A 24,867-nucleotide genomic window follows, 5' to 3' on the forward strand; every position below is an offset into this window, starting at 1 on the left:
TACCAAATACAGTTGGCGCGAAGATAAGCATTCCCACCCGCCGATGAAAGGGCCTGACGTTGTCGTGATTACCGAAGGGATGTCACAGGTTTACTGGTGGCTTTCCTGTGCCGCGCCCGAGGGCGGTGCTGCGGGGGTTTGTGCCCCGGCACGGCGCCAACGCTCTAGCTCTGCGGTCTGATCCAATTCCATCGGCTTGTAGGCCTTGTAATAGGTCGAAACCGAGAACAGCCGCTCTAGTAGGCGCGCGTCACGCTTTTTGCGATAGGCAAGGTCTTCGCCCGCGAGGGTCTGACGAATGCCAGCCTGCGCGCCATAGCGCGAGACCGCCGAGACCAAAGCCTGATCCGACCCCGGCACTTTGCCCGTGATATCAAGCCTGCGCGGATTGCCACCAAGGGCGGCGACAGCATCTGCTTCGGGCGTCGGGTCCGTCAGATTCTTGCCACCCGGCGTCGGGGGCGGAAGCTGGGCAAGGTTTTCGGGCATTTGCAGCGGTTTGCTCGGCAAAATGCCAAATTCATCCGGCCCCTGGCCCGAAGAGCGCAGATTCATCAGGGTCGGCGTGCGGTCACCACCACAGGCCGCAAGCGTCAGGACCGCTACCATCGCGATGCCGAGCGTGCCGTATCGAACCTGCATGAACCACTCCCGTTGCCGTTTGCGTCCCCGTCTTAGCGCAACATTGCAGCGCCGTCACCTGCGAAAAACGCCTAGTCCTGCGCAGGATGTTTCTCTTTGCCGGTAAAGAGGACCAGCCCCAGCGCGCCCAGGAAAATGGCGACATCGGCAATGTTGAACGAAAAGGGATTGTTCCAACCGGGCAACGACATGTTGATGAAGTCGGCCACCGCGCCGTAAGCGATGCGGTCCACCACGTTGCCCAGCGCCCCGCCCACAAGCAGGCCAGCGGCCATATGGACACGCTTGCAATGGGGTTCGCGCGCGATCCAAAACCAAACCCAGCCCGAAATTGCCAACGCCAAGGCGATCAAAAGCCAGCGGCTGACATCGCCTTCGCCCGAAAACAGCCCGAAATTTACGCCCCGGTTCCATGCCATGCGGAAATTGAGCCAAGGCGGCAACACGTCAATCGCGCCGTGTCGATCCAGCTGCATCTGGTGCACCACGATGAATTTCGAAAGCTGATCAAGGACCAGCACGCTCGCCGCGGTTTTGCCTGCCAATTGCATCGGGATTTTTGCTTTCGCTTGGTATCGGGGACTCTGCCCCGCTCGATGGCTGAGCTAGGGGCAGAACCCGACAATTCAATGGCGGAAATGGCGCATTCCGGTGAAGACCATCGCGAGACCGCGTTCATTGGCCGCGTCGATCACCTCTTGGTCGCGCATCGAGCCGCCCGGTTGGATGATTGCGGTGGCGCCGGCCTCGGCGGCGGTGATCAGACCGTCCGCAAAGGGGAAGAACGCATCCGAAGCGACGACCGAGCCCTTGGTTGGCGTCTGATCCATCCCGCAGGCTTCCATCATGTCTTGTGCTTTGCGCGCGGCGATTCGGGTGCTGTCAACGCGGCTCATCTGGCCTGCGCCGACGCCGACCGTTGCGCCGTCTTTGACATAGATGATCGCGTTGGATTTGACGTGTTTGGCGACTTTCCACGCGAAAAGCAGGTCTTGGAGTTCGGCTTGCGTGGGTTGACGCTTGGTCACGACTTTCAGGTCGTCCGGCGTGATCGCGCCGTTATCCTTGCCCTGCACAAGGAAGCCGCCCGCGACCTGGCGATAGGTGGTGATCGCCGCCATCGGGTCGGGCAGGCCACCGGTTTCCAGCAGGCGCACGTTTTTCTTCTTGGCGATCACCTCTTTCGCGGCTTCTTCGACCGAAGGCGCGATGATGACTTCCGAGAAAATTTTCGTGATCTCTTCGGCGGTGGCCGCATCAAGCGGCTTGTTCAGCGCGATGATGCCGCCAAAGGCCGAGGTGCGGTCGCAGTCAAATGCGCGTTTGTAGGCCTCGATCACGGTGTCTCCGGTGGCGACCCCGCAAGGATTGGCGTGTTTGATGATCGCGACAGTGGGCTTGTCGGTGCCGAACTCTGCGACCAGCTCAAAGGCTGCGTCAGTATCGTTGATATTGTTGTAGGACAGCTCTTTGCCCTGCAATTGCTTGGCCGTGGCCACACCGGGGCGATCGGTGCCATCCAGATAAAATGCCGCCGATTGATGCGGGTTCTCGCCGTAGCGCAGGGTCTGCGCCAAGGTGCCGGCAAAGGCGCGCCGCCGTGGGGTCTCTTCGCCAATCGCGCCCGCCATCCACGTGGAAACGGCAGCGTCATAAGCAGCGGTGCGGGCATAGGCGATTTGCGCCAGCTTTTGGCGGAACGGATAGCCAATCGCGCCGTCGTTTTCGTCCATCTCGGCCAGAACTGCCGCGTAATCGTCAACATCCACCACGGTGGTCACAAAGGCGTGGTTCTTGGCCGCAGCGCGGATCATTGCGGGGCCGCCAATGTCGATATTCTCGATGCACTCGGCGTAATCGCCCCCTTTGGCCACGGTTTCTTCGAACGGGTAAAGGTTCACCACCAGCAGGTCGATCGCCTCGATCTGATGCGCCTTCATCGCGGCGAGATGTTCTTGATTATCGCGCAGCGCGAGCAAGCCGCCATGCACCGCCGGATGCAGCGTTTTCACGCGGCCATCCATCATCTCGGGAAAGCCGGTGACCTCGGCCACGTCGCGCACGCTCAGGCCCGCTTCGCGCAGGGTCTTGGCGGTGCCGCCAGTGGACAGCAATTCAACGCCGCGCGCGGCAAGCGCTTTGGCGAAATCAAGCAGGCCGGTCTTGTCAGAAACCGAAATCAGGGCACGGGTCAAAGGGATCGGGCGGGTCACGGGCAGCATCCTCGCATGGCGTTGGTCAGGAAAGCGCCCGAGGCCGGCCTTGGAATTTGCCCCAAGGTCAGGGCGCGTCGATCGCGGACGGGTTATCGCGTGCTTGCGAAAAGGTCCAGCCGATCTGACATGCGCGGTCCAGAACTCGGGCAGAAAGCACGATTTGCAGCGACGGGCGGGGCCGAATGCGCCCACGTTCCAGATAGACCGAGGGCTCCAGCGTCAATTCCGCCACCCCGTCATGGCGAAATACCCAAATTTCGCCCGAGCGCAGCGCCACCGAAACCGCATGCCCGCCCATATCCAGCGTGGCATCGCAATCGGGGTGCAGATGGAAACGGATATCAAAGGGAATGCCGCGCAGGCCTTCGCGTTCGAAAATCTGGTCAAACCGCGCGATATCATTGGGCGTCATCGCCCCCAGCGTGTCATGGCCGATCAGTTCGCGCCCATCCGCGCTGAGGTCGAGCTCGCGGATATGGGTCATGCCATGGGTCTCGACATAGCCGTCATGGCCAAACAGCATCCCAGTATCCGAGCGATCATCGCCGCGCGCCCAGACATTGTGCGGCACCTTGTCCAGAAAGGCACGCGGCGCGCGGCCAAACAGCCGCTCGGGGCCAAGGCGAGACGAGGAATAGCCGTAGATCGATAGCGTTGAATGGCTGGCCGTGGCCCGACCTGCGCGCGCCCAATCGCGCCCGAAATGCGTCCCCGAGCCACAATTGACGATCAACGGGCGGCGCCCGGAGGTCAGTTCGAACGCCAGCGTCGAGGCGTGCCCATTGGCCGAGGCCAGCCCTTGCGGCGGCGGCGCAGTGTCGATGATCAGCGAGCTGCGCCCGCCTTGCATGCGTGAAAATCCCATCGCCATCGGCTCGCGCCGCAGCCCGCGAATGCCCGTTGCCGACAGGGCCGCATCCAGCCGCCCCTCCAATCCGCGCCCGCCGCCATGAAACCGCGCCAAGCCGCCATCGGAATGGCGCAACGCGCGCAGGGTCGGGGCGATTCGCGAAATCGCATCAAGCACTTCACCCGGAGGGGAGCGTCCGGCGACATCCAGCGCCTCGCAGGCCCAGTTCAGCAGAGTCAGCACTTCCAGCAGCTCTTGCGGATTGCGCGTGGCGATTGCGCCCTCGGGGTTGATCCGCTTTCCGCATTCGCGTGCCAGCGCCTTGATCGCGGGATCGGCGTGATGCTCCATCCCGGTCAGGGCCAGTCCGGCATAGATCAGCCCGGTCAGCGCCTCAAAACGGGGCAGGCCGGGAGCGGTGGATTTCCAGCGGTTCGACAGAAAGATCGTTTGCTGGCCGAGCGCGCGAAAAAAATGATCGGAATCGGTGCTGGAGCGTCCGTTCAAGATCAAGATTGCGTGGTTGATCCAGCGGATCAGGCGGCAGCCCGTCAGATCCGGGGTCCAGCCAGCCCCTTTGCCGGTGCCAAATCGGGTGATCCAGCCAAAGACCCAATCCTGCGCCCGCATGCGGGCCTCGCGGTCACCCACAGCGGCCAGATCATCAAGCCATGAGAAGCCGTGCAAGGCCTCTTGAAAGCTTGGATCGGGCATTGTCAGGTCCCAGATATTGACGCCCGGTCCTTCAACCAAGAAGCCGGAAAACAGGAAATTCCCCTGAATAAGTTGACGTCCACGCGCAAACGAGCCGATCGTGCGCGGTTCGGGTTGGCTGACAAAACCGGTCGCCGGGCGTGATCGCCCTGCACGCGCCGCCGCCAGCCGGTTCAGCGCCGTGGCGAGTTTTGCCGATGATTGGGAGCTGTCCTTGCTCATGCCTGCTGCTCTAAAGCCCTTCTGCCGGGGATAGGCGTCACGTTACCGGGGCGGCGGCCCGCTGTCACCGGTCTGACGTGCAGATCAGGCCAAGCGTTGCAGTCGCGCCATGTAAAAGCCGTCCATGCCGCCGCGATCGGCCCAGAAATCGGGTCGCAGACGCAATCCGCCTTCGGGTGTGATCCAGTCGGGATCAATCCCAGCGAGGTCGGGCGGCGAAATGGATAGGTCTGCGTGGCGCTCCAGCGCGGCCTTGATTTGCGCCTCGCCTTCTTCAGGCAGCAGCGAGCAGGTTGCATAGACCAGAGTGCCGCCCGGTTTGAGCCAACCAATCGCGCGATCGAGCAAGTCGGCTTGCAGCGCAAAGAGCGGTTTGATCGTGGCGCTGTTCTTGACGAAGGGCAGATCGGGGTGACGGCGGATCGTGCCGGTGGCCGAACAGGGCGCATCCAGCAAGATCGCATCGAAGGGCGCATCGGGCTGCCAATTCAGCGCATCCGCAGCTACGATCTCTGCCGCCAGCCCGGTACGTTCGAGGTTTTCCACCAACCGCTCAAGGCGCGGGCCGGAAATATCCAGTGCGGTGACCTGCGCGCCCATCGCGGCCAGTTGCAGCGTTTTGCCCCCCGGTGCCGCGCACAGATCAAGGACGCGCGCCCCCGGTGCTGGCGCCAGCAGTTTCGCTGGCAGCGCCGCAGCGGCATCTTGCACCCACCAATCGCCGCTTTCGAACCCCGGCAGATCGGTGATCTTGCCTTGCGCGGGCAGGCGCAGAGAGCCGGTGGGCAGCAGTTCGGCGCCTAGCGTTTCGGCCCATTTTGCCGAGTCCGATTTCACGCTGAGATCTGTTGGTGCACCGGCCAAATGCGCGGTTTCGATCAACTGCGCCGTGCGCTTGCCATAAGCGGCCATCACGCGGCCCCGCAGCCAGCCGGGCATTTCCGGCGCAGGTTGTTTCGCCCAAGCCTCGGTTTCGACCGAGACCTTGCGCAGCACTGCATTGACCAGCCCGGAAAAGCTGCTGGTCTTGGGTCCGGCCGATTTCGCCAGCGTCACAGCCGCATCCACGACGCCATGCGGGGCCTGACCCTCTTGCAGCAACTCGACTGTCGCCAGCCGCAGGAGCGCCATGATATCGGCCGAAGGCTTGCGCCGCAGATGCGGTTTGAGCACGCCATCGGCCCGCGCGAGGTGGCGCAATGTCGTTGTTGCCAATCGTTGGGCGCGCGCGCGCTGGGCCGGTTCGAGCCCATCCAGCGCGTCTTGGCCAATTTGATCTGAGAGGCTCTCGTGATCTTCGGTCACGCCGATGATCAGGCCGAGGGCCGCAAAACGCGCTGGATCGGGACGTGCCATGGGATGCGGCCTTGTAGCTTGTTACGATTGGGTCAACGGCCTATATCATGCGCGCGCCCACTGACAAGGAACACCCTCCGATGTCCGAAGAATTTCGCGATAATCCGCAACAGCCACACGATTTGCCGCCCGCCGCTCAACGTGCCTTGGCGGAGGCTGAAGAACGCCGCCGCGCCGTGAAGGGGGCCGAACTGCCCACAGAACTGGGTGGACGTGATGGCCCCGAGCCGGTGCGCTACGGCGATTGGGAAAAAAAGGGTCTCGCGATCGATTTCTGAGCGCCGCGCCCTTGGTGCACGCCGGGGGTTTTGCACCCCCGGACCCCCGCAGGATATTTTCAGAATTTGGAGTGGGGGCGGCGGTTCAGAGGCCCAAGACGTCGAGCATGTCATATTCTCCGGGCGCTTTGTCTTGCCCCCAAAGCGCGGCCTTGAGTGCGCCGCGTGCAAAAATGGCGCGGTCGGTGGCAATATGGCGCAGTACGATACGCTCGCCTTGGCCTGCGAAAAGCACGTCATGCTCGCCCACGATATCGCCGCCGCGAATGGCAGAAAAGCCGATGGCCCCTTTCGCCCGCGCGCCGGTCATTCCGTCACGCCCCGATTCGCGGTGCTCGGCGAGCGTGATGCCCCGGCCTTCCGCGGCGGCCTCGCCCAGCATCAGCGCCGTTCCTGAAGGGGCGTCGACTTTTTTGTTGTGATGGGCCTCGATCACCTCAATATCCCAATCGGTATCCAGCGCGGCGGCGACCTTTTTCGTAAGCTGCGTGAGAAGATTGACCCCGAGACTCATGTTGCCCGCGCGCACGATCACCGCATGGCGCGCGCAGGGTTTGAGCGCGGCGATGTGATCTACGCCCATGCCGGTAGTGCCGATGACATGGGTGAGGCGGGCTTGGGCGGCGAGTTTGGCGAAGGCCACGGTGGCATCAGGGGCGGTGAAGTCGATCACGGCCTGCGCGCCCGAAAACGCCACGAGCGGGTCATCGGTCACGAGCACGCCATTGGCGGCTCCACCCATCGCCTCGCCAAGATCGCGCCCGACCCAGTCATGGCCCTCGCGTTCAATTGCGCCGACAAGACGCGCTTTGGCACTGTCTTGGATGAGGCGGATCAGCATCTGGCCCATGCGCCCCGAAGCCCCGGTCACGACGATACCCGGCAAATCGCTCATCTGACATCTCCTTCTCGCTTTGGCGCTATCTAGCCGCTTGCGCGCGCCCATGCAAAGCCCCCGTTGCGCGCGCAGGCCTGAAGCATTATGTGAGCGCCATGGCAAAGAACAGTTCCTCAGCGGCCCGCGGGCCGAAACTCCGTCAGCTTCGCATGGGCGAGCTGATCCGGCACACCCTGTCGGATCTGCTTTTGCGTGGCGATGTGCATGATCCCGATCTCAACCGGATTTCGGTGACAGTGGGGGAGGTGCGGTGTTCGCCCGATCTCAAAGTTGCCACCGCTTATGTCACGCCTTTGGGCGGTCAGGGCGGCAGTGACTTGATCGCGGCACTGGCGCGCAACAAGGGCGAGCTGCGCCATCTTCTGGGCAAAGAGATGACGGCGAAATACGTTCCCGATCTGCGGTTCCGTCTTGATGAGACCTATGACCAGATGGATGAGACGCGGCGCTTGTTTTCAGATGAAACGGTGCAGCGCGACATCGCGGCGCGCGATGAAGGCGATGATGACGACGCGCGTGACTAACGTGGCGTTCGCGGTGCTTGCGCTGCTCGCGGTGCCCGCTTGGGCGCAAACGGTGCCCTGTGAAGACATGCAGTTTGACGGGCTTGGCTATACCGTTTGCACCGCGCATGCGGGCGATGATTTGCGGCTTTACCTCAATGATTCCGATGGTCAGCTGATCGGCACGCCCGAGCGCCTTGCCGCGATCCTGCCCGCTGACAAGCAGGTGGTTTTTGCGATGAATGCGGGCATGTATCATCCTGATCGCAAGCCGGTTGGGCTGTTCGTCGAGGATGGCACCCAAGAGCATAAAATTGTGACCTCCGAGGGGCCGGGGAATTTCGGGTTGCTGCCCAACGGGGTGTTTTGTATTGCCGATACGCTATCGGTCATTGAATCGCGTGCCTTTGCAGCCGATCCGCCAAGCTGTCGCTATGCAACGCAATCCGGCCCGATGCTGGTGATCGACGGCGCGCTGCACCCCAAGTTTCTCGCCGATGGCACCTCGACCAATATTCGCAACGGTGTCGGGGTTTCGGCGGATGGTCAGACGGCATGGTTCGCGATTTCCAACCAGCCCGTGACATTTCATCAATTCGCGCGGTTTTTCCGCGACGATCTGGGCGCGAAAGATGCGCTTTATTTTGATGGCAAGGTCTCGCGGTTGACGGTTCCTGCGCAGGGGCGCGAGGATCTGGGGTTGCCTATGGGGCCAATCGTGGCGCTGATCGCAGCGAAACCTGCCGCCAATTGACGCGGTCTGCCCCCTGCGATAGCAGACGCGCTGCAAAGATAAGGGACGATTATGGCTCGCAAAAAAGGGCGCGATATTTCAGGTTGGCTGATCGTGGACAAACCTGCGGGTGTGACGTCGACCTCTGTGGTCAATAAGGTGCGCTGGGCCTTGGACGCAAAGAAGGCAGGCCATGCCGGCACGCTTGATCCTGCGGCGACCGGCGTTCTTGCCGTGGCGCTGGGCGAGGCCACCAAAACCGTGCCTTTCATCACCGATGCGCTGAAATGCTACCGTTTCGTAGTGCAATTGGGGGCATCGACCAAGACCGACGATGCCGAAGGCGAGGTGATCGCCACCTCCGACGCGCGCCCCTCTGATGACGAAATCCGCACCGCGCTACACGCCTTTGAAGGCGATATCGAGCAAGTCCCGCCGCAATTCTCTGCCGTAAAGGTGGATGGCGAACGCGCCTATGCTTTGGCGCGCGCAGGTGAGGAAATGGATCTCGTGGCGCGCCCGCTTTTTGTGGAAAGCTTGGTGATGATTGCGCGCCTCGATGCAGATCAGGTCGAGTTGGAAATGGTCTGCGGCAAGGGTGGCTATGTGCGCTCGATCGCGCGCGATCTGGGGCAAAACCTTGGCTGTCTTGGTCATGTTGCATGGCTGCGCCGCGAATGGTCGGGGCCATTCGAGGCCAGTGACGGGATCAGCCTCGATCAGATTGATGCGCTCGCCAAGACCCCCGAACTCGATGCCAAACTGCTGCCGTTGGAATTGGGGCTGGATGACCTGCCCCAGCTCAAAGCCACGCCAGAAGGCGCTGTGCGGCTGAAGAATGGCAATCCTGGCATGGTTATTCCCGGCGCGGATGCAGTGGAATGGGGCGATGAGGCCTGGGTCAGTTTTGAGGGCAAGCCGCTTGCTGTGGGTGTCTATAAATCGGGCGAATTGCACCCCTCGCGCGTCTTCAATCTTTGATCTTTCATCTAGCCCGAAATACTCCCGCCGGAGGCTTCCGCAGCTGGAGCTTGGCGCAATCGGGGCTGGCAGAAGGAAACGGAGCGATTGGTGATGATCTCACGTGAACATATCAAGGGCGATGCGCCCTCTGTCGCGCTCTATTCCGAATGCGAGGCGTATCGCTACGCGCTGACCCGTGTCTGGGACACGCGCAAACCGCGCGCGCTGTTCGTGATGCTCAACCCTTCCACCGCAACCGAGCGCCAGAATGACCCGACCGTCGAGCGTTGCGAGCGCCGCGCCCGCGCTCTGGGCTTTGGCGCGTTCCGGGTGACCAATATTTTTGCTTGGCGCGCCACCGATCCCAAGGTGATGCGCGCGCAAACCGATCCGGTTGGCCCGGACAATGACATGATGATCCGCGATAGTGTTGCATGGGCAAGCGGGCCTGACGACCGCATCATCTGTGCCTGGGGGGCGCATGGGGCGCATCTTGATCGCGGCGCTTCTGTCGAGCGCCTGCTGCGCGCGACCGGGCGTGATCTGCACCAGCTTGGGCTGACCAAGTCGGGGGCGCCCAAGCATCCGCTCTATATCGCCTATGACCGCCAACCGGCGCTTTGGCCCGGTCCACACAAGTGATTTCATGATCGCGTCATGCGGCCTGTGTTAACAAACGCTTAGTATTTTAACCTTTTCTCATTAGAGAACCCTCTGGAAATGGCGTATCAATCACGCGAATTCACAGAGGTGTGATCTATGCTTTTTCTGTCCAGCCTATTGGGGCTTCTCGTTGCCGGGACGTCTGCGGGCATGTTTGCGTTCAAATCGGATACGTCTGAAACCGATACGGACCCTGAGACTGAGGTTTCGGACGGGTCTGAAAATAGTGACGCGCCCGATCTGTTCGATTTGGCGACCGCGACTGAGATGCAGGTCACGCTAGAGGATGTCTCCGGGCCCAATGACGTGCCAGCCGAGGTCACCGCAGGCGAAGAACGTCTTGATCCGGTTGTTTCTCCAAGCGCGGGCGCGGGCGATGATATCGTCTGGGGGGCCGCGCAGGGCGACACGATTGAGGGCGGCGCGGGCGATGATCAGATCGCAGGCTATGAGGGCAACGACACGCTGCTGGGTGGCGATGGGCGCGATCATCTGTTTGGCGATGCGGGCGATGACATGCTGGCCGGGGGCGCGGGCGATGATGCGCTTAATGGTGGGGATGGCGATGATTTGCTGGTTGCCGAAGATGGCGATGACGCGTTGGTCGGTGCCTTTGGCGCGGACACGCTGATGGGTGGCGCGGGCAGCGACACGCTGTCGGGCGGGGCCGATGGCGACTTGCTGCGCGGGGGCAGCGGCGATGACACGCTGGAGGGCGATGCAGGCGATGACACCTTGTCTGGCGATCAGGGCCATGACGAGATGTCGGGCGGGGCTGGCGATGATGTTATCCTTGGGCTTGTTCCCAATGCTGGCTTCGATGACCGAGAGGATGGCGACCTGCTGAATGGCGGCGCTGGGGCGGACACGCTGGTGATGGGGTCAGGCGATTGGGCCAATGGCGGTGAGGATAGCGATCTGTTCACTTTGGGCGAATGGATTGATCCTGCCGCGCCGGCCACAATTGCCGATTACGCCCAGAGCGAAGATCAAATCGCGATCGTTTATGACCCCGAGGCGACGCCCGATCCGGTGGTGTCAGTTGAGCCATCGCAAGATCATGAGGCGGCGTCTTGGGTCTTGCTCAACGGGGTGCGGCTGGCCGAGGTGCTCAACGCGCGCGATCTAAGAAGCGAAGACGTGCTGCTGGCGACGCCGCAGCAATTTGCGTGGCTCTAGGGCGCAGACGCCGCGAAAAATCACTTTTCTTCGCGCCGATTCGCGCCTATACGCGCCCATCCGAACCGAACAGGCTCGGTATATATGGACCCTGCTGGACGACATCCCGGCTTGCGCCCGAACCCTCGATATAAGGAGATCCCGATGTCGATCACTGTTGAAGACAAGAATGCGCTGATCAAAGAATACGCCACCAAAGAAGGCGACACCGGTTCGCCCGAAGTTCAGGTCGCGATCCTGACCAAGCGTATCGCAAACCTCACCGAGCATTTCAAAGAGCATAAAAAAGACAACCACTCGCGTCGTGGTCTGCTGATGCTCGTCGCGCAGCGCCGCAAGCTGCTCGATTACACCAAAGCCAAAGATGTGGCCCGCTACCAGTCGCTGATCGAGCGTCTCGGCCTGCGCCGCTAACCGTCGTCAGTTTTCGAACTGCGCAAGCGCCCGCCTTCACAGGCGGGCGTTTTGCTTTGACACCTGCCTTTTTGGCGGAATTTCAAGAAGTCGAATGATCTGTATTCGGCTCTTTAGTGGCGATTTGACCTAAATATTCATTTTTTAAAGACGATTTGACCAAACCGTTTGCCGCGCAAGTCCAATGGCCTAATTTTCCTTCGATTTACAATTAAACTGTGTCACGAGTTCCCTGCGAACAGGACACATGAAACATTGCGACATGGAGGAGCAAATGGGAGTTGGCGTCTGGATCAGCCTGACCGCGTATTTCGTTTTGATGATTGGCATCGGCGTATACGCTTGGCGTAAATCCACATCGAATTCTGAGGAATACATGCTGGGCGGGCGCAATCTGCCCCCCGCCGTTGCCGCGCTGTCGGCTGGGGCATCTGATATGAGCGGTTGGCTGCTGCTGGGCCTACCCGGCGCGTTGTTTGTGTCTGGCCTGACGCAAAGCTGGATCGGGATCGGTCTGTTCGTGGGCGCGCTGGTGAACTGGATCGTCGTGGCCCCGCGCCTGCGCGAGCAGACCGAGCGTTATGACAACAGTCTCACCATTCCGGGGTTCTTGGGCAATCGCTTCCCCACCCAAGCCGCGCTGCTGCGCATGGTGTCGGCCGTGATCATCGTGGTGTTCTTCGCTGTGTATACCGCTTCGGGCTTGGTCGGCGGCGGCAAGCTGTTCGCCAGTGCCTTTGGTGGCAGCTACATGGCGGGTGTGATCCTGACGCTGGGGATCGTACTGGTTTACACCGTAATCGGCGGGTTTCTGGCCGTCAGTCTGACCGATTTCGTGCAGGGCTGCATCATGATGCTGGCGCTGGTGATCATGCCGATCGTAATCCTGACCACCGGGCAGGGCGATGGGGTGAGCGCTGCGGCGACCCGTCTGACCGCGATTGATCCGAACTACCTGTCGATGACGCACGGGTTGACCTTTGTGGGCTGGCTCTCGGCTGTGGCTTGGGGGCTGGGCTATTTCGGTCAGCCCCATATTATCGTGCGCTTTATGGCCGTGCGCTCGGTTGCCGATGTGCCAAAAGCACGCAATATCGGCATGGGCTGGATGGCGATTTCGCTGATCGGCGCGATTTCGGTCGGGATTTTCGGGCGCGCCTATGCTGAGCGTAACGGGCTGAACGTCACTGATCCCGAGACGATCTTTATCATCCTGTCGAACCTGCTGTTCCACCCGTTGATCACCGGGTTCCTCTATGCCGCGCTACTGGCGGCGATCATGTCGACGGTGTCGAGCCAGTTGTTGGTCTCGTCCTCGTCGCTGACCGAGGATTTCTACAAGATGGTCCTCAACCGGGATGCATCGGACCGCACCTTGGTCAATGTCGGGCGTCTGGCGGTGCTGGCGGTCGGGGTCGCGGCGATCATCATCGCGCGCAATCCTGACAGCAAAGTGTTGGGTCTTGTGTCAAACGCCTGGGCCGGTTTCGGCGCAGCCTTTGGCCCGCTGATCCTGCTGTCGCTGACATGGAAGCGAATGACCGGGCTCGGTGCAGTCGCTGGTTTGGTTGTCGGCGCGCTGACGGTGATCATCTGGATCGCTCTGGGGCTGAACAAGTCCTTCATGGGCGGCGCAGGGGTCTATGAGATCATCCCCGGTTTCATCGCCGCGTTCGTCGCGATTGTGGCGGTCAGCCTTGCGACCCGCGACACCGGAGAGTTCCGCGCGATCCCCGCGGAATAATCACCCCGTCCCATCACGGAAACGCCCGTCTCATGTGAGGCGGGCGTTTTTTCGTGGCTGCAACGGGCGGGGCGCGTGCAGCTTGTGCTTCCCAACTCCCTTGTTTTCCTGTATGGCGCTGCCATCTGTGACGTGACGCCCAAAGCCCCCGGGCACATGCGATTAGGATTGGGGGCGGCGGCAATGGGGCCGCCATGCAAATCGGGAGACACGGGATGGGCCCGTGGGTGCTCCCAGACAGGATACGCTGAATGTTCAATATCGTTAAAAAATCAATCCAGTGGGGCGAAGAAGAGCTCACGCTGGAAACCGGTAAAGTTGCGCGTCAGGCTGACGGCTCGGTTATCGCCACTTTGGGCGAAACCTCGGTCATGGCCAACGTGACTTTCGCCAAGGCGCCGAAGCCGGGTCAGGATTTCTTCCCGCTCACGGTGCATTACCAAGAGAAATATTACGCTGCGGGCAAAGTGCCGGGCGGCTTCTTCAAGCGCGAGGCGCGCCCGACCGAGAAAGAGACGCTGACCGCGCGTCTGATCGACCGTCCGTGCCGTCCGCTGTTCGTGCCGGGCTTCAAACATGAAGTGCTGGTGATGTGTACCGTGCTTTCGCACGATCTGGTCAACGAACCCGACGTCGTGGCGATGATCGCGGCCTCGGCTGCGCTGACCATTTCGGGCGTGCCCTTCATGGGGCCGATCGCGGCGGCGCGCGTGGGTTATGCGGATGGCGAATACATCCTCAACCCCGAAGTCGACGACATGCAGAAACTGCGCGAGAACCCCGAGCAGCGTCTCGATCTGGTTGTCGCAGGCACCAAAGACGCCGTGATGATGGTCGAATCCGAAGCTTACGAGCTGTCGGAAGCCGAGATGCTGGGCGCTGTGAAATTCGGTCACGAGGCGATGCAGCCCGTGCTGGACCTGATCATCGATCTGGCCGAAACGGCAGCCAAAGAGCCCTTCGACTTCCAGGCTCCGGATTATTCCGCGCTGTATGGCAAGGTCAAAGCCGCTGGCGAAGCGCAGATGCGCGCCGCCTTTGCCATCAAGGACAAGCAAGAGCGCACCAATGCGATCGCTGCTGCCCGTGATGCCATCAAAGCTGCATTGAGCGAAGATGATCTGGCCGACGTCAACCTCGGTTCGGCGTTCAAAAAGCTCGAATCCTCGATCCTGCGTGGCGACATCATCAGTGGTGGCGCGCGTATCGACGGGCGTGACAACACCACCGTGCGTCCGATCGTGTCCGAAGTCGGCATCCTGCCGCGCACCCATGGCTCCTCGCTGTTCACCCGTGGTGAAACGCAGGCGCTGGTCGTGACCACGCTGGGCACCGGCGATGATGAACAGATCATCGACGCGCTGCATGGCAACTCGCGCTCCAACTTCCTGCTGCATTACAACTTCCCGCCCTACTCGGTCGGTGAAGTGGGTCGTGTGATGGGTCCGGGGCGTCGTGAAATTGGTCACGGCAAGCTGGCATGGCGCGCGCTGCAAGCGGTGCTGCCGGCTGCGACCGACTTCCCCTACACCATTCGCGTGGTGTCCGAGATCACCGAATCCAACGGCTCGTCGTCGATGGCGTCGGTCTGCGGTGGTTCGCTGTCGATGATGGATGCGGGCGTTCCGCTGAAAGCTCCGGTGGCTGGTGTGGCGATGGGCCTGATCCTTGAAGAGGATGGCAAATACGCCGTGCTGACCGACATCCTGGGTGACGAAGATCACCTTGGCGACATGGACTTCAAAGTGGCGGGTACCGAGAACGGCATCACCTCGTTGCAGATGGACATCAAGGTTGCGGGCATCACGCCCGACATCATGGAGCAGGCGCTTGCGCAGGCGAAAGATGGCCGGATGCACATCCTTGGCGAGATGAACAAGGCGCTGTCGGCTGGCCGTCAGGAATTCTCCGCCCATGCTCCGCGCATCGAGACGATGCAGATCCCGACCGACAAGATCCGTGAAGTGATCGGCTCGGGCGGCAAGGTGATCCGCGAGATCGTCGAAGTGTCGGGTGCCAAGGTCGATATCAACGATGACGGTGTCATCAAGATCGCTTCGGCCAATGGTGAGGCTATCCAGAAGGCTTACGACATGATCCACGCGATCGTGGCCGAGCCCGAGGAAGGCCAGATCTACACCGGCAAAGTCGTGAAGCTCGTCGATTTCGGCGCCTTCGTGAACTTCTTCGGCAAGCGCGACGGCCTCGTCCATGTCAGCCAGATCGCCAACACCCGCCTGAACCACCCGAGCGATCTGCTCAAGGAAGGTCAGGAAGTGAAGGTGAAACTGCTCGGATTTGACGATCGCGGTAAAGTGCGCCTCGGCATGAAGATGGTCGATCAGGAAACCGGGCAAGAGATTGCTCCGGAAAAGGCAAAAGGCGAAGACGCGTAAGCTTTTCGCTTTCGATGAAAATTGCGCTGGCCCCTGCCCAATAGCAGGGGCCTTTGCTATTTGATGTAGCCAAGCAGGTCGCCGGAGATGTCATGAACCAGACAAGCCTACTCAAGCCTATCACAGCGCTGCGCAAGTCTGGCGCGCGTTTGACATGTGTCGCACTTACTCACAATGAAGGGCGGATTTTACCAGAGTTCCTTGCGCACTACCGTTTGCTTGGAGTTGATCATTTTCTGATAGTTGATGATCGTTCGAACGACGGCTCACGCGAACTGCTTGAAGCGCAACATGATGTGAGCCTTTTTTCGCCTGTCGATGGTTCAAGCTATTCGCGCGATAAGCGTTTCTGGCGTGCTCAACTGCTGGATGGGTATTGCGATTGTTCGTGGGTCGTTGTGCCCGATGTCGACGAACATCTAGTCTATCACCAAGTGGAAGATCGTGATTTGCATACGGTTATTTCCGGCTTCGAGTCGGAAGGGGCTGAAGCTGTGCAAGCAACGATGATCGACATGTATCAGGATGCGCCGCTTAGCGAACATCGGTATCAAGAGGGGCGTTTGATCGAAACATTCCCACTTTTTGATGGCCCCGATTCTTATATGCGAATTGCCAGTCCGCGCAAATTTCGCGCAAAGTATCCGACCCCCTATTTCCAGGTGATAGGTGGCATGCGGCAGCGGATTTTCGCTCCATTGGGGGTTTCACGAGATTCCGCCGAAGCGAGAATGATACACCGATTTGCTGACGTTGGTGGCAGTTACGAACCTGGATATGTCGAGAGATTGAGGGCGGCGTTGCTTAGGCACCGGCTAAGAGCCCGACTGCGTAATGTACCGCTATACAATTTGACCAAGATACCTTTGTTACGCTGGCAGTCCGGAATGTATTTCTACAATGGAGCGCATGCACTCTCGCGCAAGCTGCCATTGGCAAAATCACGTATGGCGCTTTTGCATTTCAAGTTTACGAATGGCGTCGACCAAATCCGCTACATCGCAGACCGGGGCGAACATGCTCAGGGAAGCGCGCATTACATGCATATTGTCGAACAGGAAGCATTGCTTGCCCGTTCTCCGACCTTCACAGGCACGCGGCCCTATCAAACTAGCAAGTCACTCGGGCGGCTCTTGGGATAAGCCGCGCGCAGCTTGCCTGCTCTGGAGCCGTCGTCTATTGGACTTGTAGGGCGATCACCAAAAAGAGAGGTGATCGGGAGGCGAACAGGGAGATACGAGTGACACGCAAAAAACCGATTTTTAGAAGTCTGCGCCTCTGGCTGCATCGTGTTACACGCAGGAAAGTTACTCGCCTCGACGGGCTATGTCTGATCTGTGCCGAGGATAAGGTCCCGCGTTCAGTTGCGGCAGGCATAATAAAGGGGGGCTACGAACTTGCAGAGAGGCAGCTTGCTCGCAAAGCGATCCGTTCAACTGATAGGGTGATCGAGATTGGCGCTGGGGTGGGCGTGGTTGGTCTTATCTGCACCAAAGCTGCGAGTGAAGGTCGCGTCACTTCCTATGAGGCAAATTCTACGCTAGAGACAATTATCCGTGAGAATTATGCTCTCAATGGTTTGTCTCCTAACCTGATACTCAAGGCGGTTACAGTCGATGGCAGCCCGATTACTTTCTTCCGCGATCCGGGTATCGTTTCTTCCTCGGTCATAGATCGCGGCCTCAAGAGTGATCAGGTAACCGTGGAAAGTGTTTCGATCAAGCAGGCTTTGGAGGAAACCAAGGCAAATGTATTGGTAATGGACGTCGAAGGTGGTGAAATTGCACTGCTAGAAGCGGCCGATTTGTCGAGCATACGCGAAATGATTATCGAAGTGCATCCCCATATCATGGGTGAAAAGGCGATTGATGGCATGCTGGCAAATCTAGTTGAACGTGGCTTTAACCTTCGTGAAAAGCGGCATAAAACAGTCTGGCTTAGTCGAGAGACAAGCTAACCCATGTGGCCTGCCTATGTCATAAACCTTGCCGATAATACTGTGCGGATGGATCAGGCGCGGGCGGTGCTTGAGGGGCAGGGGATTGCGTTTCAGCGGGTTGAGGCAGTGAATGGCTGGCAATTGCCGCAGGCCAAAATCGATGCCTGTTATGACGCTAAGCGCAATGCGCGTGCGGGCCGTCAGCCGCTCGTGCCTGCCGAGATTGGCTGTTACCTGTCGCATATCGACGCTTGGCGCCAGATTGCCGAGGGTCCGGCCGAAGGTGGCGTGATCTTTGAGGATGATTTCGAGGCCGACGACACGTTGCGCCCCGTGATTGAGGCCCTGTCCAACGACGGCGCGCGCGATTGGGACATGGTCAAGCTGTTCACGCTCGATCCTCAGGTTGATTTGGCGCAGGCGCGCGATCTGCTTCCCGGCATCCGTATTGGCGTTCCGTATCGGGTGCCGACCTGCCTGATCGGCTATGCGCTGACCCGCGCGGCGGCGCAGCGTTTGGTTGCGCGCGCCACGCCGTTTTTCCGCCCCGTGGATGAGGATCAAAAATTCGTCTGGGAAACCGGGCTGCGGGTGGCCTTGGTGCTGCCCGGGCCCGTGCGCATCGGCGATCAACAGGCGGTCACGGGCACCATTGGCAAGGCACGTCGCGCCGGGCGGCGCGGCGGCTTGGGCCAAGCGCTGCATTCGCTGATTTATGGGTTGCGCTATCGTCGCGCATTGGCGCGTCATCGGCGCAAGGAAGGTTGGTCGCACAATGACTAAGGCGATGCCCAAACGTGTGTTGCATTTCCATTTCGGCAAAGAGGGCGGGGCGGAGCGGTTTTTCGTGAACCTCGCAGGAGCTTTCGCCGAACGCGGACTGGAGCAGCGCTTTGTGATCCGCCCGAACCGGACTTGGGAGGGGGACATCACGCCGCTCGGCCCGGTGATGCGCAACAATTTCAGCCGGATTTCGCCGCTCAGCCTGCTGGCGCATTGGCGGGCAAATGCGTGGGTGCGCGACTGGAAGCCCGACGCGGTGATGGCGTGGATGCCGCGCGCGGGGCGGTTGTTGCATGACTGGCCCGGTGTCGTGAAACTTGCGCGGATGGGGGATTTTCCCGAGAATCTTAAACATTTCGGCAAATGCGATGTGCTGGTGGGAAATCTGCCGGGGATTGCCACGCGCTGTCGCGATCTGGGCTGGCAACGCCCGGTTCTGACGATCTCGAATTTCGCCCGCAAGGTAGATGCAAGCCCGATCAATCGCGCTGCAATGGGCACCCCGGAAGGGGCGTTTGTCGTGGTAGCCTCGGGCCGTTTCGTGCGGCGCAAAGGGTTTGATACGTTGATCCGGGCGGTTGCCCGCCTGCCCGACGCCTATTTATGGCTGCTGGGGGATGGAGAGCAACGCGGCGCGCTCACGGCTCTGGCGAAAGAGTTGGGCATGGCCGACCGGGTGCGTTTTGCAGGCTGGGTGAGCGAGCCGATGCATCATGTGGCGGCTGGCGATGCGTTCGTGATGCCCTCGCGCCATGAGCCCTTGGGCAATACCTTGCTTGAGGCGTGGCAGGCCGGTGTGCCGACGGTCGCGACACGCTCTGAGGGGCCGGACTGGTATATGCGCGATGGCGTCGACGGGATCGTCACCGAGATCGACGATGACTTTGCGATTGCCGCTGGTTTGGCGCGGTTGCGCGATGAGCCGGGTTTGGGTGAGATGTTCGTTGCCAATGCCCGCGAACGGCTTGACGCGTATTTCAGTCGTGATGCGGTGGTCGATGCCTATCTGCGCGTGTTTTCGGGCGATTTTACAGCCCAGACCAGACCCGATGCGGAATGAAAGCGCTGGTGATCAATCTTGACCGTGAAACGGCGCGATTGGCGTTTCAACAGGACCAAGCCGCCCGGTTGGGCTATGAGCTGACGCGGATCGCCGCTGTGACGGTCGACGCTATCGTGCCGCCCTTGGAGGCCCCGATCTGGGCGCGCTGGCAGCGCCCGTTGCGCGGCGTTGAGATCGCCACGCTGATGTCACATCGCATCGCATGGGAGCGCGTCGTTGCTGAAGGCTGCGCGATGCTTGTGCTTGAAGATGACGCTTGGCTTATGAACAGCGCGACGGCGTTTTTGGCGCAGCTGCAAGCGGCTCCGAATGTTGAGCTTGTGACCCTTGAGACGCGCGGGCGGCGCAAGATCATGGGGGGGCGTCACGCTGACCTGCCGGGTCTGCGGCGGCTGTATCTTGATCGCAGCGGGGCTGCGGCCTATGTGCTTTGGCCCGACGGCGCACGCAAGTTGTTGGCGCGGGCCGATGCGGTTCCCGCGCTGGCTGATGCGGTGCTGGTTGAGACGTCGGGGCTGAAGCGTTGGCAGGCCGATCCGGCGCAAGCGATCCAGATCGACATGGCTGACCGCTATGGGCTAAGCGCCCCGATCGCGGTTGCCAGCGCGATTTCTAGCGTGGCGCGGCCCGGGCGCGGTGGTTGGCGCTTTCGTGTCAGGCGCATCTATCGCCAAGCTGTGATGGGCTTGATAGGTTTGCGCACTCTATTTGGGGCGCAGCGGTGCGAAGTTCAGCCCGCATCACAACACGAGGGGCGTTGATGGCTGGTCTTCGTATGATCCGTAACTACCTGACTTGGCAGCTTGGTCACCCGACCCATTTGTTTCTGCACATCCCCAAGAATGCCGGGGTGAGTCTGCGCAAGCATCCCCAGTTGCAGGGGCGTATCTTGCCCGCCGATCCATATCTTCTCAAGGATCGCGCCTATCGCAAGGAACTGCTGGCAACGATGAACGCCAATGGAGAGCATCACGGCTATCAGCACGCGCGCTGGCGGGATTTGTCGCACAAAGCGCAGGCGCGCTTGCAGGCCTTTGCGGTGGTGCGCAACCCTTGGGCGCGCACGGTGTCGCGCTGGACCTTCGGCAAGCTGGCGATGGAAAAATCGACCCGCTCCAATGATTATACCGCCCAAAGCTTCGACGCGTTCCTTGAAGAGCGTCACGTCTGGGGCAACAAGCCGTTTTATTGGCATCGTGCGATCCGCGGGTGGTATCCGCAGCTTGACTACGTGACCAATGAGGCGGGTGAAATTCAGGCTGACATCTTGCGTCTTGAGCATTTGCGCGACGAACTGCCCGCCTATTTCAAGGTGGACCCCGCCCCACAACGCAACCGCTCTGCGAAGGCTGATTACCGCAGCTTCTACACCCCGCGCACGATCCAGATCGTTGCCGACTGGTATCACGCCGATATCGAGCGCTTCGGGTTTGATTTCGACACGCCTGCGCAGCGCAATTACTGGGCACAAGAGCGCGCATGAAAAAGCCCCGGCGCGGCGGCCGGGGCTTCATGCTATCGCAGGTGCTGTTCAGCCCTGACCTCAGATCTTGACGGTGCGCAGGTAGGGCAGTTTGACATCGACATCGCCGTATTTCGCCTTGGCTTCCTCGGTCGACAGCGACAGGCCCACGATCACGTCTTGACCGGGCACCCAGTTGGCGGGGGTTGCCAGCGGCTGGCCGTCGGTGGCTTGCACGGCATCAAGAGCGCGCAGGATCTCGGCGAAGTTGCGACCAACGGTCATCGGGTAGATGATCATCAGGCGGATTTTCTTGTCGGGGCCGATGATAAAGGTCGTACGCACCGAAGCCGAGTCAGCCGCCGTGCGCCCGTCGGGCATATAGGCCTCTGCGGGCAGCATGTCATAGAGCTTGGAGACATTGAGCGAGGTATCGTCGATGATCGGGAAATTCGCGGGCGCACCAGCGACTTTCTCGATGTCGGCTTTCCATTTCACGTGCTCTTCGACGGTGTCGACGGAGACGCCCATCACCTTGGTGTTGCGCTTTTCGAATTCGGAGGCGAGCTGAGCGACCGCGCTGAATTCGGTGGTGCAAACCGGGGTGAAGTCTTTGGGATGCGAGAAAAGGATCGCGTAACCGTCGCCGACCCAATCATGGAATTTGATCTCGCCAGCGGTCGAGTCAGCGGTGAAATCGGGAGCAATATCGTTGATGCGCAGGCCCATGAGGCACCTCCTGTCAGTGAAAATTCATCGTCAACCCGGATATAGGCCTTTCGCCGTCTCGCTTCCAGACGGTTGGTATTCTTTTTGGGTTGTGCCGCGTGACATCTTGTCCTTGCGCGGGCGGGGTGACAGATTTGCCCAGTATTCAGCCAAGGAGGCGGCGATGATCGAGAAGCGGGATTTTTATATCAACGGGGCATGGGTGGCACCGAAAGTAGCGCGCGATTACCAAGTGATCGACCCGGCCAGCGAAGAGCCCTGTGCGGTGATTTCTTTGGGGGATCAGGCCGATACCGATGCGGCGGTCGCGGCTGCCAAGGCGGCGCTTCCCGGTTGGAAAGCGGCCGACCCAGCGGTGCGTATCGCCGCTGTCGAACGGATCGCCGAGGTCTATGCCCGCCGCTCCGAGGAGATGGCGCAGGCGATGAGCCTTGAGATGGGCGCGCCGATTGATCTGGCGCGCAGGAACCAATGGGGCGCGGGTGCCTATCACATCGCCAATTTCATCACGGCCGCAAAGGCGTTCCCCTGGGTGCATCCGCTGGGGGATGGCACGCCCGGCGCGATGATCGCGCATGAGGCGGTGGGGGTTGTCGGGCTGATCACGCCGTGGAACTGGCCGATGAACCAAGTCACGCTCAAGGTGATTCCGGCGATTTTGGCGGGCTGCACGATGGTGCTGAAACCCTCCGAGGAATCGCCGCTATCCTCGCTACTCTTTGCCGAGATTCTGGACGAGGCGGGCTTGCCGCCGGGCGTGTTCAATCTGGTGAATGGCGACGGTATGGGTGTGGGCTCGCAGCTTTCGACGCATCCCGATATCGAGATGATCTCGTTCACCGGATCGACCCGCGCAGGCCGTGCAATTTCCAAGGCGGCGGCAGAGACGTTGAAACGCGTCACGCTGGAGCTGGGCGGCAAGGGGGCCAACCTCGTCTTTGCCGATGCGGATGACGAAGCGGTGGCACGCGGCGTGAAACACTGCTTCCAGAATTCGGGGCAAAGCTGCAACGCGCCAACCCGGATGCTGGTCGAACGCCCTGCCTACGACCGCGCCGTCGAGATCGCGCGCAAAACGGCGGAAGCGACCCGCGTGGCAAGCCCGCGCGAAGAGGGCGGACATATCGGCCCGGTGGTGAACAAATCGCAATTCGAAAAGATCCAAGGGTTGATCGAACAAGGCATCGCCGAGGGGGCCAAGCTGGTCGCAGGCGGTCCGGGGCGTCCGGAAAATCTGAACCGGGGGTTCTACGTCCGCCCCACGGTCTTTGCCGATTGCGACCCGTCGATGACGATCATGAACGAGGAAATCTTTGGCCCGGTTCTGTCGATCATGCCGTTTGACTCGGAAGATCAGGCGATCGAAGTGGCCAATGCCACGCCTTACGGTCTGACGAATTACGTCCAGTCCAGCGATGGAGCGCGTCGCAACCGTCTGGCACGGGCGTTGCGCTCGGGCATGGTCGAGATGAACGGCGCAGATCGCGGCGCGGGCGCGCCATTTGGCGGCGTTGGTGCTTCGGGGCGCGCGCGTGAAGGCGGTCGCTGGGGGATCGAGGAATTCTGCGACGTGAAGTCAATCTCGGGCTGGGCAGAATAAGGGGGCGCTGTCGCAAACTTTTGGGTGAGGCCATTGGCGCCCAACAGACCATTTCGGAACATGGGGGGGCGACTTCGATCCCCCCATGTCCGGTCCGACGTTCGAGCCACCCGTAAGTTTGCGACGAGTCCCTTGATCCTTACCCTGTCCGTTCAACTGCCGCTGCGGTGCGCGCCCCTTTGTTAAAGATCAGAGGTCTCGGCGGCACTGTCCGACTCCAACCCCTCCGCGATCCGCGAGAGACGGGGCACAAGCGGGAAAAGCGCCGCCTGAAGGGAATGGTAGATGTCGGGCTTGCCGAGGAACTGACGCTCGCAGGGCGCTCCCGCCTCATCGATTTCCGGAAACCAGCCGCCCCGTGACGCATCGATGAAATGGGCTGCGGCGTAATTCCAAAGGCGGCGATACCATTCCTCGTCCGAGGCGCGGGCTTCCAGCTTGATCAGGGCCGCCATTGCGCCGATCCCTTCGCTCACCGGCCACCAGTAGCGGTCGCGGATCGCAGGGCGGCCTTCGATATCCAACGTGTAGACAAAGCCGCCATCCTCACGCCAGGCATCGCTCAGCGCCTGCTCGATCAGGTGTCGGGCTCGGATTGGTGCTTCGGGCGTGGGGCGTCCGCTCAGGTCCCAATGTTGGATCAGCAGGCGTCCCAGTTCCAGCGAATGGCCGGGTGTCGTCCCGGCGGGGCGGAACATCGGATTGCCAGCGTAATGCGGGTCGACCTCCCACGCCTCGGTGTAATGTTCGGGCAGACGCCAGCCGTGATGCGACGCGATCCGGTTGATGAAGAAATCGAGAATCCGACCCGCGCGTTGCAGAAAGACGCTCTCGCCGGTCGCTTCGTAAGCCGTGAGCATCGCCTCAATCGCGTGCATGTTCGCGTTCATGCCGCGATAGCGCGAAATCGGCGTCCAGTCGCGAGCATACTCGTCGCGAAAGAGCCCGGCCTCCTCGTCCCAATAGCGGCTGTCTAGCACATCCCAGACATCTTCCAAAAGCCGGTCGGCATCTGGGTGGCCTACGCTTTTGGCCGAGGCTGCGGCGAGCATTACGAAGACGTGGCCATAGGCGAGCTTGATGTCATCCACGGGGCCGTCGGGCGAAACGGCCCAGAAATAGCCACCATGAAGATCGTCGCGGTGTCGGGTTCTTAGCCCCTGAATTCCGGCATCGATCAAGGGCGCGCCCGCAGTGTATCCGGCCTTTTCCCCCAGCGCGTAGGAATGCACCAGCCGGGTGATGGTATGCAGTTCTTGGGTCGTGTCGGGGCGCGGAGCGCCGGTCCAGTCAAGCGTCTTGATCCAGCCGTTAGGGCCAAGGCTCGCGCGGAAGAAGTTGAGCTGCGTGCGCGCTTCGTGTTGCAAAAAGCGGCGGTGCTGCGGGTCATTAAGCCAAGTGCCTTCGGCATCTGCCGGGCCGAGGGCAGGTTGGTCCAAATTGCTCATAGTGTCTCCAGTCTGGCGGTGTCGGTGTCAAATTTCTGGTGCCCCCGTGAGCGCGCCGATCGGGTCCATCTT

At 60.8% G+C, this 24,867-nt stretch carries 24 protein-coding genes; 16 read left to right on the forward strand and 8 right to left on the reverse strand.

Annotated elements, in window-relative coordinates:
• Positions 1 to 90 precede the first annotated feature (90 nt).
• From AB4874_RS07820 to AB4874_RS07840, 5 genes are all read right to left on the reverse strand, one after another.
• Positions 91 to 642 carry a DUF3035 domain-containing protein gene (locus AB4874_RS07820; protein ID WP_295532146.1) on the reverse strand — a complete coding sequence of 184 codons (552 nt, stop codon included), beginning with the start codon at positions 640 to 642 and terminating at the stop codon, positions 91 to 93.
• A 71-nt stretch (positions 643 to 713) separates the two neighbouring features.
• On the reverse strand, positions 714 to 1,193 hold the full coding sequence (lspA, locus tag AB4874_RS07825; RefSeq protein ID WP_368391564.1) for a signal peptidase II: 480 nt from the start codon (positions 1,191 to 1,193) through the stop codon (positions 714 to 716).
• A gap of 75 nt (positions 1,194 to 1,268) precedes the next feature.
• Positions 1,269 to 2,855, reverse strand: coding sequence for a bifunctional phosphoribosylaminoimidazolecarboxamide formyltransferase/IMP cyclohydrolase (gene purH / locus AB4874_RS07830; RefSeq protein ID WP_368391565.1), 1,587 nt, complete (start codon positions 2,853 to 2,855; stop codon positions 1,269 to 1,271).
• A gap of 67 nt (positions 2,856 to 2,922) precedes the next feature.
• Positions 2,923 to 4,644 carry a heparinase II/III family protein gene (locus AB4874_RS07835; protein ID WP_295532140.1) on the reverse strand — a complete coding sequence of 574 codons (1,722 nt, stop codon included), beginning with the start codon at positions 4,642 to 4,644 and terminating at the stop codon, positions 2,923 to 2,925.
• A gap of 84 nt (positions 4,645 to 4,728) precedes the next feature.
• A complete protein-coding gene (locus AB4874_RS07840; protein ID WP_368391566.1) occupies positions 4,729 to 6,000 on the reverse strand; it encodes an RsmB/NOP family class I SAM-dependent RNA methyltransferase in 1,272 nt (423 codons plus the stop codon).
• A gap of 80 nt (positions 6,001 to 6,080) precedes the next feature.
• Here AB4874_RS07840 and AB4874_RS07845 point away from each other — a divergent pair, with 80 nt between their 5' ends.
• Positions 6,081 to 6,278 carry a DUF1674 domain-containing protein gene (locus AB4874_RS07845; protein WP_368391567.1) on the forward strand — a complete coding sequence of 66 codons (198 nt, stop codon included), beginning with the start codon at positions 6,081 to 6,083 and terminating at the stop codon, positions 6,276 to 6,278.
• Between the two features lie 85 nt (positions 6,279 to 6,363).
• Here the strand turns inward: AB4874_RS07845 and dapB are convergent, their stop codons facing one another.
• Entirely contained in the window at positions 6,364 to 7,173 is an 810-nt protein-coding gene (gene dapB / locus AB4874_RS07850; protein ID WP_368391568.1) for a 4-hydroxy-tetrahydrodipicolinate reductase, read from the reverse strand.
• 98 nt (positions 7,174 to 7,271) lie between these two features.
• Between dapB and rbfA the strand changes: the two genes are divergently transcribed.
• From rbfA to AB4874_RS07920, 14 genes are all read left to right on the forward strand, one after another.
• Positions 7,272 to 7,700, forward strand: coding sequence for a 30S ribosome-binding factor RbfA (gene rbfA, locus AB4874_RS07855; protein ID WP_368391569.1), 429 nt, complete (start codon positions 7,272 to 7,274; stop codon positions 7,698 to 7,700).
• Complete coding sequence (locus AB4874_RS07860) at positions 7,681 to 8,433, forward strand: phosphodiester glycosidase family protein (protein ID WP_368391570.1); 753 nt, start codon at positions 7,681 to 7,683, stop codon at positions 8,431 to 8,433. The genes rbfA and AB4874_RS07860 overlap by 20 nt, the downstream gene beginning before the upstream one ends.
• 51 nt (positions 8,434 to 8,484) lie before the next feature.
• The gene (gene truB / locus AB4874_RS07865) at positions 8,485 to 9,393 is read left to right on the forward strand and encodes a tRNA pseudouridine(55) synthase TruB (RefSeq protein WP_368391571.1); all 909 of its coding nucleotides are present in this window, start codon (positions 8,485 to 8,487) and stop codon (positions 9,391 to 9,393) included.
• A 93-nt stretch (positions 9,394 to 9,486) separates the two neighbouring features.
• Positions 9,487 to 10,017 carry a DUF1643 domain-containing protein gene (locus tag AB4874_RS07870; protein WP_368391572.1) on the forward strand — a complete coding sequence of 177 codons (531 nt, stop codon included), beginning with the start codon at positions 9,487 to 9,489 and terminating at the stop codon, positions 10,015 to 10,017.
• Positions 10,018 to 10,134: 117 nt separating this feature from the next.
• Entirely contained in the window at positions 10,135 to 11,217 is a 1,083-nt protein-coding gene (locus AB4874_RS07875) for a calcium-binding protein (RefSeq protein WP_368391573.1), read from the forward strand.
• Between the two features lie 144 nt (positions 11,218 to 11,361).
• Positions 11,362 to 11,631: a 30S ribosomal protein S15 gene (gene rpsO, locus AB4874_RS07880; RefSeq protein ID WP_295532114.1), complete on the forward strand. Its 270-nt coding sequence runs from the start codon at positions 11,362 to 11,364 to the stop codon at positions 11,629 to 11,631.
• Between the two features lie 274 nt (positions 11,632 to 11,905).
• The gene (gene putP, locus AB4874_RS07885; protein ID WP_368391574.1) at positions 11,906 to 13,375 is read left to right on the forward strand and encodes a sodium/proline symporter PutP; all 1,470 of its coding nucleotides are present in this window, start codon (positions 11,906 to 11,908) and stop codon (positions 13,373 to 13,375) included.
• Between the two features lie 251 nt (positions 13,376 to 13,626).
• Positions 13,627 to 15,771: a polyribonucleotide nucleotidyltransferase gene (gene pnp / locus AB4874_RS07890; RefSeq protein WP_295532109.1), complete on the forward strand. Its 2,145-nt coding sequence runs from the start codon at positions 13,627 to 13,629 to the stop codon at positions 15,769 to 15,771.
• Between the two features lie 92 nt (positions 15,772 to 15,863).
• Complete coding sequence (locus tag AB4874_RS07895) at positions 15,864 to 16,913, forward strand: glycosyltransferase family 2 protein (RefSeq protein WP_368391575.1); 1,050 nt, start codon at positions 15,864 to 15,866, stop codon at positions 16,911 to 16,913.
• Between the two features lie 98 nt (positions 16,914 to 17,011).
• Positions 17,012 to 17,728, forward strand: a complete 717-nt coding sequence (locus tag AB4874_RS07900) for an FkbM family methyltransferase (protein ID WP_368391576.1) — start codon at positions 17,012 to 17,014, stop codon at positions 17,726 to 17,728.
• A 3-nt stretch (positions 17,729 to 17,731) separates the two neighbouring features.
• Positions 17,732 to 18,493 (forward strand): glycosyltransferase family 25 protein, encoded by a 762-nt coding sequence (locus tag AB4874_RS07905; protein ID WP_368391577.1) that lies wholly within the window; start codon positions 17,732 to 17,734, stop codon positions 18,491 to 18,493.
• Positions 18,486 to 19,553, forward strand: coding sequence for a glycosyltransferase (locus tag AB4874_RS07910; protein ID WP_368391578.1), 1,068 nt, complete (start codon positions 18,486 to 18,488; stop codon positions 19,551 to 19,553). Before AB4874_RS07905 ends, AB4874_RS07910 begins: the two co-directional genes overlap by 8 nt.
• Positions 19,554 to 19,561: 8 nt before the next feature.
• On the forward strand, positions 19,562 to 20,317 hold the full coding sequence (locus AB4874_RS07915) for a glycosyltransferase family 25 protein (RefSeq protein WP_368391579.1): 756 nt from the start codon (positions 19,562 to 19,564) through the stop codon (positions 20,315 to 20,317).
• Positions 20,317 to 21,039: a sulfotransferase family 2 domain-containing protein gene (locus AB4874_RS07920; protein WP_295532090.1), complete on the forward strand. Its 723-nt coding sequence runs from the start codon at positions 20,317 to 20,319 to the stop codon at positions 21,037 to 21,039. The genes AB4874_RS07915 and AB4874_RS07920 overlap by 1 nt, the downstream gene beginning before the upstream one ends.
• 60 nt (positions 21,040 to 21,099) lie before the next feature.
• Here the strand turns inward: AB4874_RS07920 and AB4874_RS07925 are convergent, their stop codons facing one another.
• On the reverse strand, positions 21,100 to 21,747 hold the full coding sequence (locus tag AB4874_RS07925) for a peroxiredoxin (RefSeq protein WP_295532087.1): 648 nt from the start codon (positions 21,745 to 21,747) through the stop codon (positions 21,100 to 21,102).
• Between the two features lie 163 nt (positions 21,748 to 21,910).
• Here AB4874_RS07925 and AB4874_RS07930 point away from each other — a divergent pair, with 163 nt between their 5' ends.
• Complete coding sequence (locus AB4874_RS07930) at positions 21,911 to 23,347, forward strand: aldehyde dehydrogenase family protein (protein WP_368391580.1); 1,437 nt, start codon at positions 21,911 to 21,913, stop codon at positions 23,345 to 23,347.
• Positions 23,348 to 23,529: 182 nt separating this feature from the next.
• Here the strand turns inward: AB4874_RS07930 and AB4874_RS07935 are convergent, their stop codons facing one another.
• Complete coding sequence (locus tag AB4874_RS07935) at positions 23,530 to 24,795, reverse strand: AGE family epimerase/isomerase (RefSeq protein WP_368391581.1); 1,266 nt, start codon at positions 24,793 to 24,795, stop codon at positions 23,530 to 23,532.
• Positions 24,796 to 24,867: the final 72 nt, after the last annotated feature.

The organism is Thioclava arctica (genome assembly GCF_040892615.1).
Lineage (GTDB): Bacteria > Pseudomonadota > Alphaproteobacteria > Rhodobacterales > Rhodobacteraceae > Thioclava > Thioclava arctica.

Coding starts and splice junctions, on each gene's coding strand:
- AB4874_RS07820 (WP_295532146.1), bottom strand. CDS start 642: ATGCAGGTTCGATACGGCACGCTCGGCATCGCGATGGTAGCGGTCCTG.
- lspA (WP_368391564.1), bottom strand. CDS start 1,193: ATGCAATTGGCAGGCAAAACCGCGGCGAGCGTGCTGGTCCTTGATCAG.
- AB4874_RS07835 (WP_295532140.1), bottom strand. CDS start 4,644: ATGAGCAAGGACAGCTCCCAATCATCGGCAAAACTCGCCACGGCGCTG.
- AB4874_RS07840 (WP_368391566.1), bottom strand. CDS start 6,000: ATGGCACGTCCCGATCCAGCGCGTTTTGCGGCCCTCGGCCTGATCATC.
- AB4874_RS07845 (WP_368391567.1), top strand. CDS start 6,081: ATGTCCGAAGAATTTCGCGATAATCCGCAACAGCCACACGATTTGCCG.
- dapB (WP_368391568.1), bottom strand. CDS start 7,173: ATGAGCGATTTGCCGGGTATCGTCGTGACCGGGGCTTCGGGGCGCATG.
- rbfA (WP_368391569.1), top strand. CDS start 7,272: ATGGCAAAGAACAGTTCCTCAGCGGCCCGCGGGCCGAAACTCCGTCAG.
- AB4874_RS07860 (WP_368391570.1), top strand. CDS start 7,681: ATGACGACGCGCGTGACTAACGTGGCGTTCGCGGTGCTTGCGCTGCTC.
- truB (WP_368391571.1), top strand. CDS start 8,485: ATGGCTCGCAAAAAAGGGCGCGATATTTCAGGTTGGCTGATCGTGGAC.
- AB4874_RS07870 (WP_368391572.1), top strand. CDS start 9,487: ATGATCTCACGTGAACATATCAAGGGCGATGCGCCCTCTGTCGCGCTC.
- AB4874_RS07875 (WP_368391573.1), top strand. CDS start 10,135: ATGCTTTTTCTGTCCAGCCTATTGGGGCTTCTCGTTGCCGGGACGTCT.
- rpsO (WP_295532114.1), top strand. CDS start 11,362: ATGTCGATCACTGTTGAAGACAAGAATGCGCTGATCAAAGAATACGCC.
- putP (WP_368391574.1), top strand. CDS start 11,906: ATGGGAGTTGGCGTCTGGATCAGCCTGACCGCGTATTTCGTTTTGATG.
- pnp (WP_295532109.1), top strand. CDS start 13,627: ATGTTCAATATCGTTAAAAAATCAATCCAGTGGGGCGAAGAAGAGCTC.
- AB4874_RS07895 (WP_368391575.1), top strand. CDS start 15,864: ATGAACCAGACAAGCCTACTCAAGCCTATCACAGCGCTGCGCAAGTCT.
- AB4874_RS07905 (WP_368391577.1), top strand. CDS start 17,732: ATGTGGCCTGCCTATGTCATAAACCTTGCCGATAATACTGTGCGGATG.
- AB4874_RS07910 (WP_368391578.1), top strand. CDS start 18,486: ATGACTAAGGCGATGCCCAAACGTGTGTTGCATTTCCATTTCGGCAAA.
- AB4874_RS07920 (WP_295532090.1), top strand. CDS start 20,317: ATGGCTGGTCTTCGTATGATCCGTAACTACCTGACTTGGCAGCTTGGT.
- AB4874_RS07925 (WP_295532087.1), bottom strand. CDS start 21,747: ATGGGCCTGCGCATCAACGATATTGCTCCCGATTTCACCGCTGACTCG.
- AB4874_RS07930 (WP_368391580.1), top strand. CDS start 21,911: ATGATCGAGAAGCGGGATTTTTATATCAACGGGGCATGGGTGGCACCG.
- AB4874_RS07935 (WP_368391581.1), bottom strand. CDS start 24,795: ATGAGCAATTTGGACCAACCTGCCCTCGGCCCGGCAGATGCCGAAGGC.